This window comes from Humidesulfovibrio sp. (genome assembly GCF_030689645.1).
Taxonomy (GTDB): domain Bacteria; phylum Desulfobacterota; class Desulfovibrionia; order Desulfovibrionales; family Desulfovibrionaceae; genus Humidesulfovibrio.
The window spans coordinates 199,960-214,975 of sequence record NZ_JAUYFU010000048.1 but is presented as its reverse complement, the minus strand read 5'-3'; the positions used below and the strand labels follow the sequence as shown (position 1 = coordinate 214,975).

Sequence of the window (15,016 nt, the reverse complement as noted above, 5' to 3'; positions counted from 1 at the left end):
ACAAGGAGTGCTTCATGGCGAGAATCACCGTCGAAGATTGTCTCGAAAAGGTCCCCAATCGCTTTCTCATCGTGCAGATGGCCATCAAGCGCGTGAAGCAGTACCGCGAGGGATACGCCCCCCTCATCGAATCCAACAACAAGGAAGCCGTCACCGCCCTGCGTGAGATAGCCCAAGGCAAGGTTTTGCCTGGCGCTGCCATCCCCGAGGCCGGTATCCAGGCTCCTGAAGCATAAAGAACAGACTCATGTCCAAACGAGATTTTTACGAAGTCCTCGGGGTGCAGAAGACCGCCTCGGAAGACGAACTCAAGCGCGCCTACCGAAAATTGGCTTTTGAGTTCCATCCCGACCGCAATCAGGAAGACCCGGACGCAGAGACGAAGTTCAAAGAGGCCGCTGAGGCTTATGATGTTTTGCGCGATGCGGAGAAGCGCCGCCGTTACGACACCTTCGGGCACGATGGCCTGAATGGCGCCGGGCAGGGCTTCAACTCGTCCGAAGACATCTTCGGAGCCTTCAGCGACATCTTCGGTGAGGTGTTCGGCTTCGCAGGAGCAGGCCGAGGCGGCGGACGACGCCCCCAGGCCGGCATGGACCTGCGCTACAATCTGAACATTAGCTTCCGTCAGGCCGCCAAGGGCGACGAGGTGACCCTCAAGATCCCCCTGAACGTGCCTTGCGCAGAGTGCAAGGGCACAGGCGCGGAGCCGGGCACCGAGATGTCCGAGTGCAGACAGTGCCGTGGCACTGGCAGCGTGCAGCAGGCGCAAGGGTTCTTCCGCATCTCGGTCACCTGTCCCAGCTGCCATGGCCGGGGTAAGCTCATCACCAAGTTCTGCACTGCCTGCCGGGGTGCTGGGCTCACCAGCCAGACTCGCGAACTCAAGGTGCGCATCCCTGCCGGGGTGGACGACGGCTCGCGCCTGCGTCTGCGCGGAGAGGGCGAGGCTGGAGTCAACGGCGGCCCCCATGGCGACCTGTACGTTGTCATCAGCGTCGAGGTGGACAAGACTTTTGACCGCCAGGACCAGAACCTGATCCTGCGGCGCAGCATCAGCATGGTGCAGGCCGCTTTGGGAGACAAGATCGAGATTCCCACTCTTGATGACCCCATCACTGTGGATATTCCCAAGGGGACTCAGGGCGGAGAAGTATTCCAACTGCGGGGCATGGGCCTGCCTCATCCGAGCGGTGGTCGCAAGGGCGACCTGCTCATTGAAATCAAGGTTGAGACACCAACCAGTCTTTCCTCAAAGCAGGAAGAACTCTTGCGGGAATTTGCCAAGCTGGAAGACGAAAAACCCCTGAAGAAGGCCAAGAACTTCTTCAAGAAGGCCAAAGAAAAGGTCATGGGGGATTAGAGTATGAGCCAGGAATTCTCGCACCTTGACGATGCTGGACGTGCCCGCATGGTGGATGTTTCGGGCAAGAACGACAGTGTTCGCATTGCCCGCGTGCGGGTGGATGTGGTGTTGAATTCTGAGACCATGCGCCTGCTCGTCCTGAAGGCCCTGCCCAAGGGCGAGGTTCTCGGCACGGCGCGCATTGCTGGAATCCTGGCCGCCAAACGCACGGCTGAGCTTATCCCGTTGTGCCATCCCCTTGCACTTGATTTCGCCGACGTCAGCTTCGACATAGACGAGACTGCCTGCATCATTCGCATCGAGGCCGAGGCCCGCACCAGCGCCAAGACTGGCGTTGAGATGGAGGCCCTTGTGGCCGCTCAGATCGCTGCGGCCACCATCTATGATATGTGCAAGGCTGTGCAGAAGGACATCTGCATCACTGATTGTCGCTTGGTGTACAAGAGCGGCGGCAAGAGCGGGCTGTTCCAGGCCGACTAGCTCCTCCGTTTTGAATGCACAATGAAGCGCCCGCCCCGGTACTGCCGGAGCGGGCGCTTTTTCATGCGCATGTGGTTGGGTCAGGAGCGGTATAGGTGCGCAGTCTCCCGCAGCACTTCCGTCAGGCCACGCTGTGCGCGGCTCAATTCCTCCGGGGTGATGCAGGCAGGCGGCATCAGGTACACCACGTTGCCCATGGGGCGAATGAGCAGCCCTCGCTCAAAGCACATCGCTTTCACAGCAGCACCAACGCCTGCGTGGTAGTCGCTTTGGTCCGCGCCCAGCGTGACTGCGGCGATTGAACCAAGCGCTCGCGGTCGTGTGACGCCGGGCAGTTGCGCCACATCCTCCAGCCAGGCGCGATTGGCTTCGGTAATACGCGAGATGCGCGCCAGGGTGCCTTCTTCCTCGAACAGAGCGAAGGAAGCCAGCCCGGCGGCGCAGCCAAGGGGGTTGGCGGTGAAGGAATGCCCGTGGGCAAAGGCTGTGTGGAAGTCTTCGCCCAGAAAGGCGTTGTAGATGCGCGAATTGGCGACAGTGGCGGCCAGGGGCAGAAAACCGCCGCTAATGCCCTTGGACAGGCAGACAAGATCCGGCGTCACCTGCGCCTGTTCCATGGCGAACATGGTGCCCGTGCGACCGAACCCAGTCATGACCTCGTCTAGGATCACCGGAATGTCGCGGGCCTGCATGAGTTCCACAACGGCGCGCAGGAACTCCGGGCGGCACATGTTCATGCCGGAGGCGCCCTGAACCAGCGGCTCGGCCAGGAAGGCTGCGGCCTCGCGCCCATGCGCTTCAAGCAGGGCGTCTATCTGCGCAAGAGCGAGAGCTTCGCGTTCCTCAAAGGAGTTGTCGCCGATCCAGGTGTGCACAAAGGGTAGATGCCGCACCTCGCACATGAGGTCGTTGAAGGGCGCGTAGTAGCCGCTGGTGCGGCCCACGGCCATGGCCCCGAAGGTATCGCCGTGGTACCCTCCGTTAAAGGCCAGGAACAGGCGGCGGCGCGTGTCGCCCGTATTGCGCCAATACTGCCAAGCCATCTTCAGAGCCACTTCCACCGCGGTGGAGCCGTTGTCGGAATAGAACACACGGGCAAGAGGACGGGGCAGAGCGTTAACAATGCATTCGGCCAGCCGCGCTGCTGGCTCGTGGGTAAATCCGGCGAAGATCACATGCTCCATGGTGGCAGCCTGGTGGGCCAGGGCTGAGGCGATCTTGGGATGACTGTGCCCGTGCACGTTGACCCACCAGGAACAGGCCATGTCCAGCAGTTCCCGACCATCCTCAAGAAACAGGCTTGCTCCATTGGCCCGCACCACAGGCAGCGGCGGCGGCGCGGTGCGCTCCTGCGTGAACGGATGCCAGACGTACTTGCGGTCAATGTCGACAATGCTCAAGACTTCCACCGTATCCAGCCCAGGGCTCCGGGCAGGGGGGCCACGCGTTGCAACGAATCCCTGGTCAGCGGCTCCAGGGGCGGAATCTCCGCCAGCACCTTCACGTTTCCGAACTGTTCGATGCCTTCGCGGTTGCCGGGGTTGATCGGGCCGCAGAGCACTACGCCCAGAACTGGAATGTTGCGTGAACGCAGGGCAAGCAGGGTCAGGCATGTGTGGTTGATGGTGCCCAGACTGCTGCGCGCCGCCACTATTACAGGCGCCCCAAGGCGCAGCATCAGGTCCAGCATTGTGGCCGACTCGTTCACCGGCACCAGCACTCCGCCAGCGCCCTCCATGACCAGTGGGCGTGAGGTGTCTGGCGCGCGAAAATCGTCCAGTTCGATGCGCAGGCCTTGGAGTTTGGCGGCGTGGTAGGGGGAGAGCGGCTCGCGCAACAGATGTCGCTCCGGGTGCAGGCGTGCCCCGGAGAGATGCGCAACAGTGTCGGCATCGCGGTCTGGCGGGTGGCCGGATTGGATCGGCTTCCAGTAGTCTGCGCCAGAGTGCAGGCACAACCAAGCCGAAACGATGGTCTTTCCGACATCAGTGTCCGTGCCTGTGACGAAAACCTTCATCCCTTCTCCTTATCTGACGTAGCCGTAGAGGACGTGAGCCGTAGCGTCCATGCCGTCCGCGAAACGCGCCAGCACGGGACGGATGGGCTCTGGCCTGTAGCCTTGCCTCGGCTGGTCCGCACCGATGTTCCGGAAGCTGTCAGCAAAGGCGCGGGCGCTTTCGTAGCGGATGACGTGGGTAGCTGTCTCGAAAAATCCAGTTCTGCCCGGCAGGGCGGCCAGGGCGCTAGTGAGCTCACCGGCGTCGGGAAGGGGCAGCAGCCCAGGCTCGCGTCCCAAATCATGGAAGGCCTGGCGCCATTCAGGAAAACTGCCGGAAACCGGCACAGCAAAGGCCAGGCGTCTGGTTTTTACTGCCAGTCGGCAAAGTCCTGCGACGGGATTCTGGAACCATTGGGCCGTTAGGTTGGTTACGATGGCTGCCGGGGGAGAGGCGAAGCAGATCTGTTCACCGTCCTGCACGTCAAAGGACAGTTGCGGCAGGTGCCCCAGGCGCTCCCGGCAGCGCGCCAGCATCTCCGGCGCAATGTCCGTGGCCAGATAGCTCTCGGCGCTGGGCGACAGCAGGCTCGTGAGCAGTCCGGTGCCGCAACCGATTTCGGCCACCAGGCCAGTGGCAGGCAGGCCACCGTGTGCCCCTATGAACGCTGCCAGCCGGGCGGCGGACTCGCGCTGGAGCAGGGCGTGCTCGTCGTACTGCGCGGCCCGTGCGCCGAAGCGTTTGGCCACCAGCTCGCTGCGGCTGCTTTTTGAATCAGGCCGCGTCATGGAGGAACTCCCGCACAAGGGCAAGGCAATCTGCTGTGCGAGTGAAGGGCAGGGCGTGGCCGCCTGATTCGAACACATGCAGCAGCGAGTCCTTCAGCTTTGCATGAGCCTCTTGCGCAAGGGCCAGGGGGGCGATGCGGTCGTCGGCGGCGTGCAGAAGAAAAATTGGCGGCGCACCGTGAGGTGCGGAAAGGTTGAGGTGGCGCAGAGTCAGCAGATCCCGGCGCAGCAACTCACAGTCATCAGTCGAGGATGAAGACGGGCGCGAGCCTTTGACGCCGCTGCGGCGCAGGAAGCGCGCCAGCACGTCCGCAGGATCAACGTCCAGCCGGGTGATCATGGCGTCGAGGGTTTCCGGCGGCGTGCCGGAATCCTGGCCAGTTGCGGAGCAGAAGCGCAGGAACGCGCCCAGGCCGATGAGCCCGCGCCAGGGAACGTCCATGGCCAGCAGCCTAGCAAAGCCGAGGGAGTGGCCAATGCCTACCCAGCCGTCCGGGTTGGGCGGCACTGTCATACGCTCTGGGGTGTAGTAACCGGCGTTCAGGAGTGCGATGGGGCGGTCTGGAAAGGCCCTGGTCCATTCAGTCCAGGCGTCTGGGCCAAAGCCCCAGCCGTGCAGGAACAGCAGGCCGGTCATAGGGAGCCCAGCGCTGTCAGCAAGCGCTCGATGTCCTGGTCCGTGTGCGTGGCGCAGAGTCCGATGCGCAAGCGGGATGTTCCCTGCGGCACAGTGGGAGGCCGCACTGCGGAGGTTGTGATGCCTTGCGCAGCCAGGGCGTCCCTGGCCGAAAGAGCGCGTTCCGGGGTGCCGAAAATCACGGGCACGATATGTGTTGTGGATGCGCCGTGGTCGAGGCCTAGTCCTCGCAGCCCCTTGCGCAGGGTCTCGGCGCGGGCCAGCAGGGCGGCGCGCTCGGCGTTCAGGCTGGGCAGCAGCTCCCAGGACTTGAGCCCTGCGGCGACAGTGAGGGGCGAGGGCGCGGTGGAAAATATGAAGCCGCCAGCCTTGTTGATGAGGTAGTCGCGCACGATGCCTGCACAGGCCACGTATCCGCCGCTGACGCCCAGAGCTTTACTCATGGTACCCATGACCACGGTTGATGGGGCGAGGGACACGGCCTCGCACAGACCGTATCCGCGCGGGCCGAAAACGCCGGTGGCGTGGGCCTCGTCGATGTACAGGAGCGCACCGAAGCTAAGGGCCAGATCTTGAAGCGCGGCAATGTCAGCCTGGTCGCCGTCCATGCCGAATACGGACTCGGACAGGATCACCTTGGGCCGGGATTCTGTGGCGTGTTTGTCAAGTAGAACTTTAAGATGTTCAAGGTCCAGATGCCTGTAGCGCGTCTGCCGGACACCAGCCAGTGCGCAGCCCAGGTGCATGCTGGCGTGATTGAGTTTGTCTGCAAAAACTATAGGTTCCGCACCAAGGATGCTCTTGTCCAGCAGGGCGGCGATGCAGGCGGCGTTGGCCTGATAGCCGGAGGCGAAAATGAGCGCTGCTTCTGTGCCTTTGTCGGTCGCGATGCGCCTCTCAAAGGCCTCGTGGACAGGGGTGTTGCCGGAAAGAAGGCGCGAGCCCGTTGCGCCAGCGCCGTAGAGGTGTCCGGCCTTGGTGGCGGCCTCGACGAGTTCCGGCCTTCGGGCCAGCGCCATGTAGTCGTTGCCGGAAAAGTCCAGCAGCCCCTTGCGCTCCGTAGACGGCAGAAGTCGCAGCAGACCCTGGGCGTTCAGGGACTCCAGTGTGTCGGCATAGTGGCGCAGGAGTTCGTTCATGGTGGATGCGGCCCTTTTGGCCGCGTTGGGGGCTCTTTGGCTTACCAGACCATGCGCATGCGCACGCCCTGATCAGCGATTTGCTCTTTGATCTGGCGGATTGTGTACTCGCCATAGTGCACGATGGAGGCGATGAGCGCGGCTGACGCTTTGCCCTTGGTGAAGGCGTCGGCCATGTGCTGGGGGTTCCCCGCGCCGCCCGAAGCGATGACCGGGATACGCACGCTTTCGCACACCAGCCGTGTCAGTTCAAGATCGTAGCCGTCCTTGGTGCCGTCGGCGTCGATGGAATTGAGGCAGATTTCGCCAGCCCCAAGGGCCTCGCCGGTCTTGGCCCATTCCAGGGCGTCAAGGCCGGTGAATTTGCGCCCGCCGTGGATGACCACTTCGAAGCCGGAGGGGATGGCCTCGCTCTTGTCCACGCGCTTCACGTCCATGCCCAGCACCACGCACTGAGCGCCAAAGGCGGCTGCGCCTTCGCTGATGATGTCAGGATTCTTCACCGCGCCGGAGTTCACCGAGACCTTTTCGGCCCCGGCGAGCAGCACGGCGCGCATGTCGGCCACTGTGTTGATGCCCCCGCCCACGGAAAAGGGGATGAAAATCTGGCTGGCCACGCGCTCGACAACGTCGAGAAAGATGCCACGGCCCTCGGAGGAGGCGGTGATGTCGTAGAACACTATCTCGTCAGCGCCCTGCTCGTAATAGTGCCTGGCAGTCTCAACAGGGTCGCCTATGTCGACGTTGTCCTTGAACTTTACGCCTTTGGTGAGCTTGCCGTTGCGCACGTCAAGGCAAGGGATGATGCGCTTACTGAGCATTCTGGGCCTCCAGGCAATACTCGTGGAAATTCTTGAGCAGAGTCAGGCCTGGCGTTCCGCTTTTTTCCGGGTGGAACTGCACGGCCCACAGGCCGGTGCGGCCATGGACGGAGCAGAAGTGCTCACCGTAGTTGGTTTCGCCGATGATGAATTCAGCTTTGGGCGCGGGGTGGTAGCTGTGCACAAAGTAGAATTCGGCTTCGGCCGGGATGTCCTTGAACAGCGCGCAGTCCTTTTTCAGCACCACGCGGTTCCAGCCCATGTGCGGCACGCGGATGGGGGTGCCGTCTTCCTCAGACCAGGAGGGGTTGAAAAGGCGGCATTCGCCGGGAATGACGGCCAGGGTGCGGGTGTCGTTCTCCTCGCAATAGTCGAGCAGGATTTGGCAGCCAACGCAGATGCCGAGCAGGGGCTTCTCCTGCCAGATAAGGGCCTTGAGCACCTCGTCCAGGCCCCCGGAGGTCAGCTCGTCCATTGCTTGACCTGCCGCTCCGACGCCGGGAAAGATTATGCCGTCGGCCTTGGCGAGAACGTCTGGATCATTGGTGATCAGGTTCTTGATGCCGAGGTGGTCCAGGGCGCGGCGCACGCTTGTCTGGTTGCCTGCTTTATAGTCGAGAATGGCGAGCATTCTTGGCTCCTTGCTGCGGGGGGCATAGGTTTGTGATGCAGAGGGTTCCCAGCGGACTAGTCAATTTCCGTACGGAACACAAGGCCGCCATTTGCGCTATTTGGCCAGAACCCTCAGGAACAGATCCCCGGTGAAGGGGCCGAGCTTGCGGCCAAGGCCTTTGAGGCGGATGGGGCGACCCACAACGAAATCCGGCGGCAGGGTGATCTCCACGGTCTTGGGATCGCCGAAGCGCGAACTCACAGTCAGCCGCAGAAGCTTGCCTGGGCCAACAGCGTGGGCCGGGTAGCTCACGGTCTGCTCGTCATCCAACTGACCCCTGAGCCAGGATTTGACGCCGCCAATCAGTCCTTTGCTCAGATCAAGGCCCAGGGATTTGTCGCCCCAGGTGATTTCCAGCTTGCGGCGATTGGTGGTGGGGCCCTCCTGCTGCGGTGGGGGGGGCTGAAAGAGTGGAGCCTTGTGCGTCGTTTGGCCGGGTCTGGGGTGCCCATGTTTGAGTTGGCTGTATATGTCCTCGAAAACCTGCCGGGCAAAGGGGTCGGTGAGCAGGTCGCGCAGGACTTCTTCTTCCCGGAAGTGGAAGCCACCGCCTGATGATGCATTCGCTCCAGCGGTCTGCGAAGCTTGCGCCGCGCCGCGAGCATAAGCCTTGCCAGCCTGTGCTTTGCGTGTCTTTGCGTCCGTGGGCTCCTGAGCCTTGGAACGCGCCTGGCCAGTCGCCTCGACAGGTTCGTCCTTCAGGGCGCGGGTGAGCAGGATATAAGCTTCGTTCAGTTCGCGGAACTGCTCGGCGGCCTTTGGGGTCGGGTTCAGGTCCGGGTGAAGCTTGAACGCCAGTTTGCGGAACGCAGCCTTGACCTCGTCTAGGTTCGCGTTCGGTGAGACTTGGAGGATGCGCTGGCAGTCCCGGATGTTCATTTGCTTTTGCGGTTCATCAGCGTTTTGGTGAGCACAAGAGCGTGAGGCGAGTCCGGGCCTGCTTCATGGATCAGACCGTGCTCGTGGAGATAGTCGACGCCTTCCTGGACAAAGGCCTCGTGTCCGGCGGCGTTGTCTACCCCGGGGCAGTCGGTCTGGATCATCTCCCAGCTGGTGGAGTCCACCAGGTTGCCGCGAAAATACGGCCAGGCGCGGCAAATGTCTGGCCTGCCGGGATGCACTCCACAGCCTTCGCCCTGTCGGAAGAACACGCAGAAGCCGTCATCCCCAACACGCAGGCGGAGTTTCTCGCGGGCGCTTTCGGTGAATTGCCCCAACATTTCTTCAATGGACAGGCCTAAATGCGCAGCAAGTCGTTCGCGGTCATGCTCGGTGAGCACGATGCCGCCCTCACCCTGGCAGCAGTGGCCGCAGCGTTTGCAGTCAAAGGCTGCCTCAAGCATTCGCATCTCCCTTAAGCAGCCGCGCATGCTCCACCATGAGGCAGCGGTCCTCCACCACGAAAATGCCGCAGCCATCCAGAGTCTGCCGGGCCTGGGCGCTGTTGATGCCGGACTGCATCCAGAAGCAGCGCGGGCGGTTCGGCAGGAGCAATGTTTCCTGGGCATGGGCCGGACAGGCTTCGGCCGCTCGGAACAGGTTCACGAGGTCTATGGGCTTGGGCACATCGGCCAGGCTGGGATAGGCTGGGATACCCCACACGCTTGTGCGTTTGGGATGCACGGGGATGATGGTGAACCCGGCTTTGATGAGATAGCGTCCCACCATGTCAACCGGCTGGCCGGGCTTATCCTTGGCGCCAACAATGGCGATGGTCTTGACCTGCTCAAGAAGGGCGGCTAGCTCTTTGTCGCTGTACAGCATGATTGTCCTTGTTGTGTCAGCCAGCCGCTGGAAACTGCGGCGCGTCTGATCGCTGCGTGATTCAAAACTGTAGCGCAATCCGTTGCAATTGCCTAGACCCGCAACCCAGCGGACACCGGAGCACCCCCCATGTTCGAAGCCCTGGCCACCATCCCCGCCGAGGAGCTGTCCCTCCGCCATTCCCGCTGCCGCGCCCTTTTGGCCGAGTTCGCCCCTGAGGCGGGTGGCCTGCTCGTATTTGCGCGCCCGGCCATCTATTACCTGTGCGGCACCTTGGGCATGGGCTGCCTTTGGCTCCCGCGTCATGGCGAACCCCTGCTCATGCTGCGCAAGGGCGAGGGCCGCGCAGCCCTGGAGGCCCCGAGCACCCGCATGGCCACCTATCGTTCCTACACCGACCTGCCTGACCTTGCCGCCGAGGCTGGCGTTCCCTTCAGCGAGACCATCGCCGTGGACATGTCCGGGCTCACCTGGCAGTTGGGCGACATGCTGCGTTCGCGTCTTTCCGCCCATCGCTTCGTTTCCGGCGATGCGGTCCTGGCCATCGCCCAATCACTTAAAAGCGAATGGGAGTTGGATGTCATGCGCACTTGCGGCGAGCGGCACCATCTGGCCCTGTATGACGTGCTGCCTCAGCTCATTAGGCCTGGAATGAGCGAGCGTGAGATTGCGCACACTGCCTGGGCCGTGTTTTTTGAGCTGGGACATCAGGGGGTTCTGCGCATGAGCGCCAATGGCGAAGAATGTTTCCTGGGGCACGTATCCGCAGGCGATTCCGGGATTTATCCCAGCAGCTTCAACGGCCCTTTGGGCGTACGCGGGGAACATCCGGCGGTGCCGCTGATGGGGTATGCGGGCAAGGTCTGGAAAAATGGCGAGCCCCTCGCGCTGGACATCGGGTTCCAGTTGGAGGGTTACCATACGGACAAAACCCAGCTCTATTGGGGAGGCGCATCCGGGAGCGTCCCTGCCGAGGTCCAGGCGGCCCACGATTTCTGCGTGGACGTGCAGGCCTGGGCGGCGGAGAAGCTCAAGCCTGGCGCGCTGGTGAGCGAGATATGGGCGCACTGCCTGGTGTGGGCCAAGAAGGCGGGCTTTGCCGATGGGTTCATGGGCTTGGGGGCCAACAAGGTGCCCTTCCTGGGACACGGCATCGGCTTGGCCATCGACGGTTGGCCAGCCATAGCCAAGGGCTTCGACCGCCCGGTGGAGCGGGGCATGGTCTTTGCGCTGGAGCCCAAGCAGGCCATTCCCGGCCTTGGCATGGTCGGTGTGGAGAACACCTTTGAAGTCACAGACGCGGGCGCGGTCTGCATCACCGGGCAGGCCTACGACCTGCTGTGCGTCGAGGGATAGGGGCGCTGGGTAGCTGGGCTAGCCTGCGGCGATCATCTGCAGTTGGCCGGACTGCAGGAGCCAACGCAAGGTGCCGTTGCGGCTCTCCAGGCGAGGCGCGCCGATGGCCAGCAGCGCGCCGCCTTCAAGGGCCAGGCTCAACTTCGGACCAGAGGTGAGCAGGTGCGAGGCCAAGCTGCCCAGCAGAGGCAGTTCGCCGCAGATGAGCACGGACTGGAACCGTTCGCACTCGCGCAGGTGCTCCAGACAGGTCTTGAGGCTGGTGCCTCCGCGCAGCGCTTCGAAACTGGTGACGCTGGACAGGGCGTAGCCCATGCCTTCGGCCACGATGCCCGCCGTCTGCATGGCCGGATGAAACGGGCTGGCCAGCAACGCGTCGAACCATAGCCCCATTATGCGCATGGCCCTGGCGGCGCTGACCATCTGGTCGTGCCCGACTGGGGTGAGCGGTTGGTTGGCCTTTACTTCCTGGGGCAGGCATGCGCCGTGCTGCATGAGATACAGATTCATGGCTCCTCCAGGTTGGTGAGCAGTATCTACAACCCCTAGCCCATCGACCACGGCACCGCAACCACGGAAATTTTCAGTATCCTGCATGGTATATTGCTCTCCGGGGGCGTTGTGCCCGCTAGAGATGTGGTGTAGGAGCCACAGTCATGACCGTAGCAATGGGACCTCGGGCGGCCATGGCCGCAGGGAAGCAGGAATTGGTGCAACTGCAGAGGGTTGTCTCCGTGTCGCGCAGGCGCGTTCAGGCTGGCGGCAAGGTCTTCTGCTGTTTGTCCAATGCTCTGCTGGTGCTGGCCGTTTTGGCTGCGCTGACTCTTTCGGCGGGGCTTGCGCGCGCCGAATCCGTGCATGTCAGCGCCGCCGCCGATGCTGGATTGCCGCAGGTCCAGGCCCGTCAGCAGGCTCTTGATCGCGCCCTTGTTGAGGCCGTGAGCAAAGAAGCCCGGCGCTTGCTGTCCGGAAATTTTGCAGAGCACCGCATGACCGCCTTGCGCGTTCATCTTGCTCCCCACGCTCTGGACTACGTCCTTGCTTATCAGGAAGTTCCTGCGGTCAAGCCGTCTCTGGAGGAATCCTCCGTCGACCAGAATCAAAACACATCGGTGAAGCCGCTGGCTCAGGGCCTGCCCCTTGAACTTGAGCTCAATGTGGACGTGAACCGCGCCTATTTGCGACAGACCCTTGTTCGTCTGGGATTTTTCGCCGGGAGACTGCATCCGGGCGTGTATGTGCTGCGCCTTGGTCCGGGGGTGACGGAAAAGGACGCCAAGGGTCTCGAGGCATCCAATCCTCTGCTGGGCTTAACTCGTGGGTCGCTTGGCTCTTCCGCGACAGCGCCCGAGGTGACCCTGGAGCGCCTGCCCCAGGGCTACTACAAGGCCGTGTTGCGGCAGGGCGGCAAGGTTCTGGCGGCAGACGCCGCCGATCTGCCGGGGCTGTGGTTCGAGGTGTGGGGCAAATATTTTGCTGATGCTCAGCGCCAGGCTGGGCCGGGCATGCAGCGCCTGACCTTCGCCGGCTTCACCAGCGTGGACGGCGTAATGGATTTTCTCCTGGCCGCGATGGCCTGGGATGAGGCGGTGCAGGAAGCTAAGCTGGAAATAATTGAACTGGCTGGTGCAGACATCCATGCGCAGTTCACCTGTCGCGTCGTCAGCCAGCAAGCCTTGGACGCCCGTTTGCGCGAGGTCTTGAGCGCTCGCAAGCTCAGTCTTGTGAGCCAGGCAGACCTTTCCGGTTCTGCGAGCCAGCCGGTCGTCGTGTCCGGCAAGGCGGGGTTGTCCGCACCATGACGCCTCCTCTGCGCGAGAACAACTGGACTATCCCGAACATGCTCACCGTGACGCGGATCATGCTTACGCCGGGCTTTGTCATGGCCTTTGTGGATCGCCGCTTCGACATCGCCTGGGTGCTCTTCGCCGTGGCCGGGTTCACAGATGCCCTGGACGGCGCACTGGCCCGCATACTTAAGCAGCGCTCAAGCTTTGGCGCCATGCTCGACCCCTTGGCCGACAAGATATTGCTGGTGACGAGCTTCATCTGTCTTGGCGTACAGGATTGGATTCCGGGTTGGCTCACGGTTCTTGTGGTCAGCCGCGACATGTTCATCGTTGGCGGTCTGGCGCTTCTGCACTATTCCGGGGTGGACGTGAAGCGGGGCATCCGTCCGGTGTGGATCAGCAAGTGCGCCACCACGGCCCAGATATCGCTGGTGCTGCTAATCATGGTCGAGCACAGCATGGAGAGCTTCCACCCGGACATCCGCTTGTGGCTTGTGTACACTGTTGCGGCCCTCACAGCCTTGAGCGGAGTGTATTATCTGGTGATCGGCCTGCGCATGTTTCCCCACAACGACAACGGGCATTCCCGGCCATAACGCCAGACATCGACCGGCAGGCGTTGCAGGTTATTCGCGGGGCTCGTTTTTCTTGCGTTCCGACTCCGGCGTCACGTCGATTTCGTCTGGTTCGTTCAAGCTGCGCTTGAAGTTCTTGATGCTGCGGCCTAGGCCAGAGCCAAGTTCTGGCAGCTTGCTGAATCCCGTGATTATGAGCACCACGATGATGATAAGTAAAACACCTGTAAGTCCGCCCATTTGTATAGCCTCCTGTTTTGGCACCTTACGTCTGGGCCAAGGGCAGGTCAATGGCCTGAGCCTTGGCGCGGCTTTACAACCCCCTGCGCTGCAGCGTAATTGTAAAGCCGGAGGCGGCTTCATGATTCGATACCAAGCGGGCGGATCGCATGCCTAAAGGTTCAGACTCAGGCGTTGTGCGCCTGCCTGCCTTTGGCTGCCGCTTCTACCACCTGGGCCGTTGTCTCTATGAGGAGCAGCTGAACCCAGGGTTTCACACGGCCTGGCGCTGCTCTGTTCAGGTCCGCTGGGAGGCCGTGTATGATGACTTTCTAAGCCGGGCCGAGAGTTTCGACCTGAATGAAACGGAGCTTTTGCGGTTGTGGCGCCTGCGCTTTGAGCGATTGGCCGAGGAGCCGATTGATTGCCCGGGTTTTTCTCTGGCGCAGGTGGAGACCCTCCCCGAATGCCTCCATCTTTTGGTGGACATCTGTCTGCTTCGCTTGCCAGCGTGCGCTGGCCATTGCACCAACTACCGCCTGCACCCCAAAGCTTGAATCTGGAGTTCACACATGTTTCTTCATTTTCCGCAGATGCATCCTGATTTTCTTACTGCTTCAGCCCGCGCAGCCCTGCCTGAGGGGGTGCGTTTTCTGGATCCCGGACTTGGATCCGCAGCCAGCCTGGAGCATGTGCGTTCCGAGGTCGCCCCGTTTGATGACCGCACGGCAAAGGCGCTGTTGGCCGACACGCTGCGCTTTGGAGAGAATCAGGCTCACCCCCGCGATATCCTTGCTCAGAGTCTGATCGAGCAGGCCGGAATCCTCTCGTCCGAGAGCGGCAGGGCTGTTCAGTTGGAGGTTGAGAAAAGTGTGCTGGGCGTTATATCCAGCCCTTGCGGAGCAGACGCCCTGGACGCCGCTCGGCGCCAGGCCCAGATGTTCCTTTTGCTGGCCTGGAGTCTTGAGGAGCGTCTTCTGGACCTGCACGGCGTTGAGGACAGGCTCAAGTCGGCCTGGGATCGCCTGGACCAGAGCGTCGCCGCAGGCGCGGAGGTCGTGGAGGATGAAGCCGACCAGGAGGCTTTGGCCCTGGGTCGTGAGCTTTCTGGGCTTGCGCGGCCCGAGACCTCGAGCTTGGCCATGCCCTGGCGCAGGCTGCTTGAAAGCTATGCCGCTCTTATGCCGGGGCAGATCCTGTGCACCTCTGATGCGGAGATCGGCGTTGACTTGGCTGAAGCGGGTGTTCCCGAGGCTTCCCTCGACGAGGTGCCCGGCGCGGCGCGCGTGTTTCGCGCGCAGGCTTGGCGGCTCATGGGGCTTGATCGCCTGCCGGACGCCAAGCCCTGGCTGGACGCCATGCTGACTGTGGGTGTGTTCGCGCAGCCAGTCGGAAACGAGTAGGGGCCCCG

20 protein-coding genes are annotated in these 15,016 nt (G+C 62.4%); 8 read left to right on the top strand and 12 right to left on the bottom strand.

The genetic code is table 11. The features are described from left to right. The first annotated feature begins 14 nt into the window (after positions 1-14). The 3 genes from rpoZ to moaC are packed head-to-tail and all read left to right on the top strand — an operon-like array spanning position 15 to position 1,846. A complete protein-coding gene (rpoZ, locus tag Q8O35_RS07870; protein ID WP_305572090.1) occupies positions 15-236 on the top strand; it encodes a DNA-directed RNA polymerase subunit omega in 222 nt (73 codons plus the stop codon). Positions 237-247: 11 nt separating this feature from the next. Continuing rightward, on the top strand, positions 248-1,363 hold the full coding sequence (gene dnaJ, locus Q8O35_RS07865; protein WP_305572089.1) for a molecular chaperone DnaJ: 1,116 nt from the start codon (positions 248-250) through the stop codon (positions 1,361-1,363). Between the two features lie 3 nt (positions 1,364-1,366). Continuing rightward, on the top strand, positions 1,367-1,846 hold the full coding sequence (moaC, locus tag Q8O35_RS07860) for a cyclic pyranopterin monophosphate synthase MoaC (RefSeq protein WP_305572088.1): 480 nt from the start codon (positions 1,367-1,369) through the stop codon (positions 1,844-1,846). An 80-nt stretch (positions 1,847-1,926) separates the two neighbouring features. Here moaC and bioA read toward each other — a convergent pair whose 3' ends face one another. The 10 genes from bioA to Q8O35_RS07810 all read right to left on the bottom strand — a co-directional run bounded on the left by bioA (position 1,927) and on the right by Q8O35_RS07810 (position 9,665). Further along, positions 1,927-3,255: an adenosylmethionine--8-amino-7-oxononanoate transaminase gene (gene bioA, locus Q8O35_RS07855; protein WP_371133110.1), complete on the bottom strand. Its 1,329-nt coding sequence runs from the start codon at positions 3,253-3,255 to the stop codon at positions 1,927-1,929. Further along, positions 3,243-3,863 carry a dethiobiotin synthase gene (gene bioD / locus Q8O35_RS07850; protein WP_305572086.1) on the bottom strand — a complete coding sequence of 207 codons (621 nt, stop codon included), beginning with the start codon at positions 3,861-3,863 and terminating at the stop codon, positions 3,243-3,245. Before bioD ends, bioA begins: the two co-directional genes overlap by 13 nt. Positions 3,864-3,872: 9 nt before the next feature. Further along, the gene (locus Q8O35_RS07845) at positions 3,873-4,631 is read right to left on the bottom strand and encodes a methyltransferase domain-containing protein (RefSeq protein WP_305572085.1); all 759 of its coding nucleotides are present in this window, start codon (positions 4,629-4,631) and stop codon (positions 3,873-3,875) included. Continuing rightward, a complete protein-coding gene (locus Q8O35_RS07840; RefSeq protein ID WP_305572084.1) occupies positions 4,618-5,268 on the bottom strand; it encodes an alpha/beta fold hydrolase in 651 nt (216 codons plus the stop codon). Before Q8O35_RS07840 ends, Q8O35_RS07845 begins: the two co-directional genes overlap by 14 nt. Further along, positions 5,265-6,407, bottom strand: a complete 1,143-nt coding sequence (locus tag Q8O35_RS07835; RefSeq protein WP_305572083.1) for an 8-amino-7-oxononanoate synthase — start codon at positions 6,405-6,407, stop codon at positions 5,265-5,267. Before Q8O35_RS07835 ends, Q8O35_RS07840 begins: the two co-directional genes overlap by 4 nt. Before the next feature lie 41 nt (positions 6,408-6,448). Next, the gene (hisF, locus tag Q8O35_RS07830) at positions 6,449-7,228 is read right to left on the bottom strand and encodes an imidazole glycerol phosphate synthase subunit HisF (RefSeq protein ID WP_305572082.1); all 780 of its coding nucleotides are present in this window, start codon (positions 7,226-7,228) and stop codon (positions 6,449-6,451) included. Beyond that, positions 7,218-7,859 (bottom strand): imidazole glycerol phosphate synthase subunit HisH, encoded by a 642-nt coding sequence (gene hisH / locus Q8O35_RS07825; RefSeq protein ID WP_305572081.1) that lies wholly within the window; start codon positions 7,857-7,859, stop codon positions 7,218-7,220. The genes hisF and hisH overlap by 11 nt, the downstream gene beginning before the upstream one ends. Positions 7,860-7,955: 96 nt before the next feature. Further along, complete coding sequence (locus tag Q8O35_RS07820) at positions 7,956-8,780, bottom strand: J domain-containing protein (protein WP_305572080.1); 825 nt, start codon at positions 8,778-8,780, stop codon at positions 7,956-7,958. Further along, positions 8,777-9,244 carry a YkgJ family cysteine cluster protein gene (locus tag Q8O35_RS07815; RefSeq protein ID WP_305572079.1) on the bottom strand — a complete coding sequence of 156 codons (468 nt, stop codon included), beginning with the start codon at positions 9,242-9,244 and terminating at the stop codon, positions 8,777-8,779. Before Q8O35_RS07815 ends, Q8O35_RS07820 begins: the two co-directional genes overlap by 4 nt. Further along, positions 9,237-9,665, bottom strand: coding sequence for a CoA-binding protein (locus tag Q8O35_RS07810; protein ID WP_305572078.1), 429 nt, complete (start codon positions 9,663-9,665; stop codon positions 9,237-9,239). Before Q8O35_RS07810 ends, Q8O35_RS07815 begins: the two co-directional genes overlap by 8 nt. Before the next feature lie 129 nt (positions 9,666-9,794). On the opposite strand from Q8O35_RS07810, the gene Q8O35_RS07805 reads away from it, so the two are divergent. Next, positions 9,795-11,021, top strand: a complete 1,227-nt coding sequence (locus tag Q8O35_RS07805; RefSeq protein WP_305572077.1) for a Xaa-Pro peptidase family protein — start codon at positions 9,795-9,797, stop codon at positions 11,019-11,021. A gap of 18 nt (positions 11,022-11,039) precedes the next feature. On the opposite strand, the gene Q8O35_RS07800 is transcribed toward Q8O35_RS07805, so the two are convergent. Next, positions 11,040-11,531, bottom strand: a complete 492-nt coding sequence (locus Q8O35_RS07800) for a histidine phosphatase family protein (RefSeq protein WP_305572076.1) — start codon at positions 11,529-11,531, stop codon at positions 11,040-11,042. A gap of 146 nt (positions 11,532-11,677) precedes the next feature. On the opposite strand from Q8O35_RS07800, the gene Q8O35_RS07795 reads away from it, so the two are divergent. Both Q8O35_RS07795 and Q8O35_RS07790 read left to right on the top strand, forming a co-directional pair. Continuing rightward, on the top strand, positions 11,678-12,823 hold the full coding sequence (locus Q8O35_RS07795; RefSeq protein WP_305572075.1) for a hypothetical protein: 1,146 nt from the start codon (positions 11,678-11,680) through the stop codon (positions 12,821-12,823). After that, positions 12,820-13,407 carry a CDP-alcohol phosphatidyltransferase family protein gene (locus Q8O35_RS07790; RefSeq protein WP_305572074.1) on the top strand — a complete coding sequence of 196 codons (588 nt, stop codon included), beginning with the start codon at positions 12,820-12,822 and terminating at the stop codon, positions 13,405-13,407. Before Q8O35_RS07795 ends, Q8O35_RS07790 begins: the two co-directional genes overlap by 4 nt. Positions 13,408-13,437: 30 nt before the next feature. Here the strand turns inward: Q8O35_RS07790 and Q8O35_RS07785 are convergent, their stop codons facing one another. Continuing rightward, positions 13,438-13,626 (bottom strand): twin-arginine translocase TatA/TatE family subunit, encoded by a 189-nt coding sequence (locus Q8O35_RS07785; protein WP_305572073.1) that lies wholly within the window; start codon positions 13,624-13,626, stop codon positions 13,438-13,440. Positions 13,627-13,775: 149 nt separating this feature from the next. On the opposite strand from Q8O35_RS07785, the gene Q8O35_RS07780 reads away from it, so the two are divergent. Both Q8O35_RS07780 and Q8O35_RS07775 read left to right on the top strand, forming a co-directional pair. Further along, complete coding sequence (locus Q8O35_RS07780; RefSeq protein ID WP_305572072.1) at positions 13,776-14,162, top strand: hypothetical protein; 387 nt, start codon at positions 13,776-13,778, stop codon at positions 14,160-14,162. 15 nt (positions 14,163-14,177) lie between these two features. After that, positions 14,178-15,008 carry a hypothetical protein gene (locus Q8O35_RS07775; protein ID WP_305572071.1) on the top strand — a complete coding sequence of 277 codons (831 nt, stop codon included), beginning with the start codon at positions 14,178-14,180 and terminating at the stop codon, positions 15,006-15,008. The last annotated feature ends 8 nt before the right edge of the window (positions 15,009-15,016 follow it).

What these genes read in the sequence shown, in the direction of transcription:
- Q8O35_RS07820 (WP_305572080.1), bottom strand. Translation starts at nt 8,780, where the DNA reads ATGAACATCCGGGACTGCCAGCGCATCCTCCAAGTCTCACCGAACGCG.
- Q8O35_RS07775 (WP_305572071.1), top strand. Translation starts at nt 14,178, where the DNA reads ATGTTTCTTCATTTTCCGCAGATGCATCCTGATTTTCTTACTGCTTCA.
- Q8O35_RS07800 (WP_305572076.1), bottom strand. Translation starts at nt 11,531, where the DNA reads ATGAATCTGTATCTCATGCAGCACGGCGCATGCCTGCCCCAGGAAGTA.
- Q8O35_RS07785 (WP_305572073.1), bottom strand. Translation starts at nt 13,626, where the DNA reads ATGGGCGGACTTACAGGTGTTTTACTTATCATCATCGTGGTGCTCATA.
- rpoZ (WP_305572090.1), top strand. Translation starts at nt 15, where the DNA reads ATGGCGAGAATCACCGTCGAAGATTGTCTCGAAAAGGTCCCCAATCGC.
- moaC (WP_305572088.1), top strand. Translation starts at nt 1,367, where the DNA reads ATGAGCCAGGAATTCTCGCACCTTGACGATGCTGGACGTGCCCGCATG.
- Q8O35_RS07845 (WP_305572085.1), bottom strand. Translation starts at nt 4,631, where the DNA reads ATGACGCGGCCTGATTCAAAAAGCAGCCGCAGCGAGCTGGTGGCCAAA.
- dnaJ (WP_305572089.1), top strand. Translation starts at nt 248, where the DNA reads ATGTCCAAACGAGATTTTTACGAAGTCCTCGGGGTGCAGAAGACCGCC.
- hisH (WP_305572081.1), bottom strand. Translation starts at nt 7,859, where the DNA reads ATGCTCGCCATTCTCGACTATAAAGCAGGCAACCAGACAAGCGTGCGC.
- Q8O35_RS07840 (WP_305572084.1), bottom strand. Translation starts at nt 5,268, where the DNA reads ATGACCGGCCTGCTGTTCCTGCACGGCTGGGGCTTTGGCCCAGACGCC.
- Q8O35_RS07790 (WP_305572074.1), top strand. Translation starts at nt 12,820, where the DNA reads ATGACGCCTCCTCTGCGCGAGAACAACTGGACTATCCCGAACATGCTC.
- Q8O35_RS07805 (WP_305572077.1), top strand. Translation starts at nt 9,795, where the DNA reads ATGTTCGAAGCCCTGGCCACCATCCCCGCCGAGGAGCTGTCCCTCCGC.
- hisF (WP_305572082.1), bottom strand. Translation starts at nt 7,228, where the DNA reads ATGCTCAGTAAGCGCATCATCCCTTGCCTTGACGTGCGCAACGGCAAG.
- bioD (WP_305572086.1), bottom strand. Translation starts at nt 3,863, where the DNA reads ATGAAGGTTTTCGTCACAGGCACGGACACTGATGTCGGAAAGACCATC.
- Q8O35_RS07815 (WP_305572079.1), bottom strand. Translation starts at nt 9,244, where the DNA reads ATGCTTGAGGCAGCCTTTGACTGCAAACGCTGCGGCCACTGCTGCCAG.
- Q8O35_RS07810 (WP_305572078.1), bottom strand. Translation starts at nt 9,665, where the DNA reads ATGCTGTACAGCGACAAAGAGCTAGCCGCCCTTCTTGAGCAGGTCAAG.
- Q8O35_RS07780 (WP_305572072.1), top strand. Translation starts at nt 13,776, where the DNA reads ATGCCTAAAGGTTCAGACTCAGGCGTTGTGCGCCTGCCTGCCTTTGGC.
- Q8O35_RS07835 (WP_305572083.1), bottom strand. Translation starts at nt 6,407, where the DNA reads ATGAACGAACTCCTGCGCCACTATGCCGACACACTGGAGTCCCTGAAC.
- Q8O35_RS07795 (WP_305572075.1), top strand. Translation starts at nt 11,678, where the DNA reads ATGACCGTAGCAATGGGACCTCGGGCGGCCATGGCCGCAGGGAAGCAG.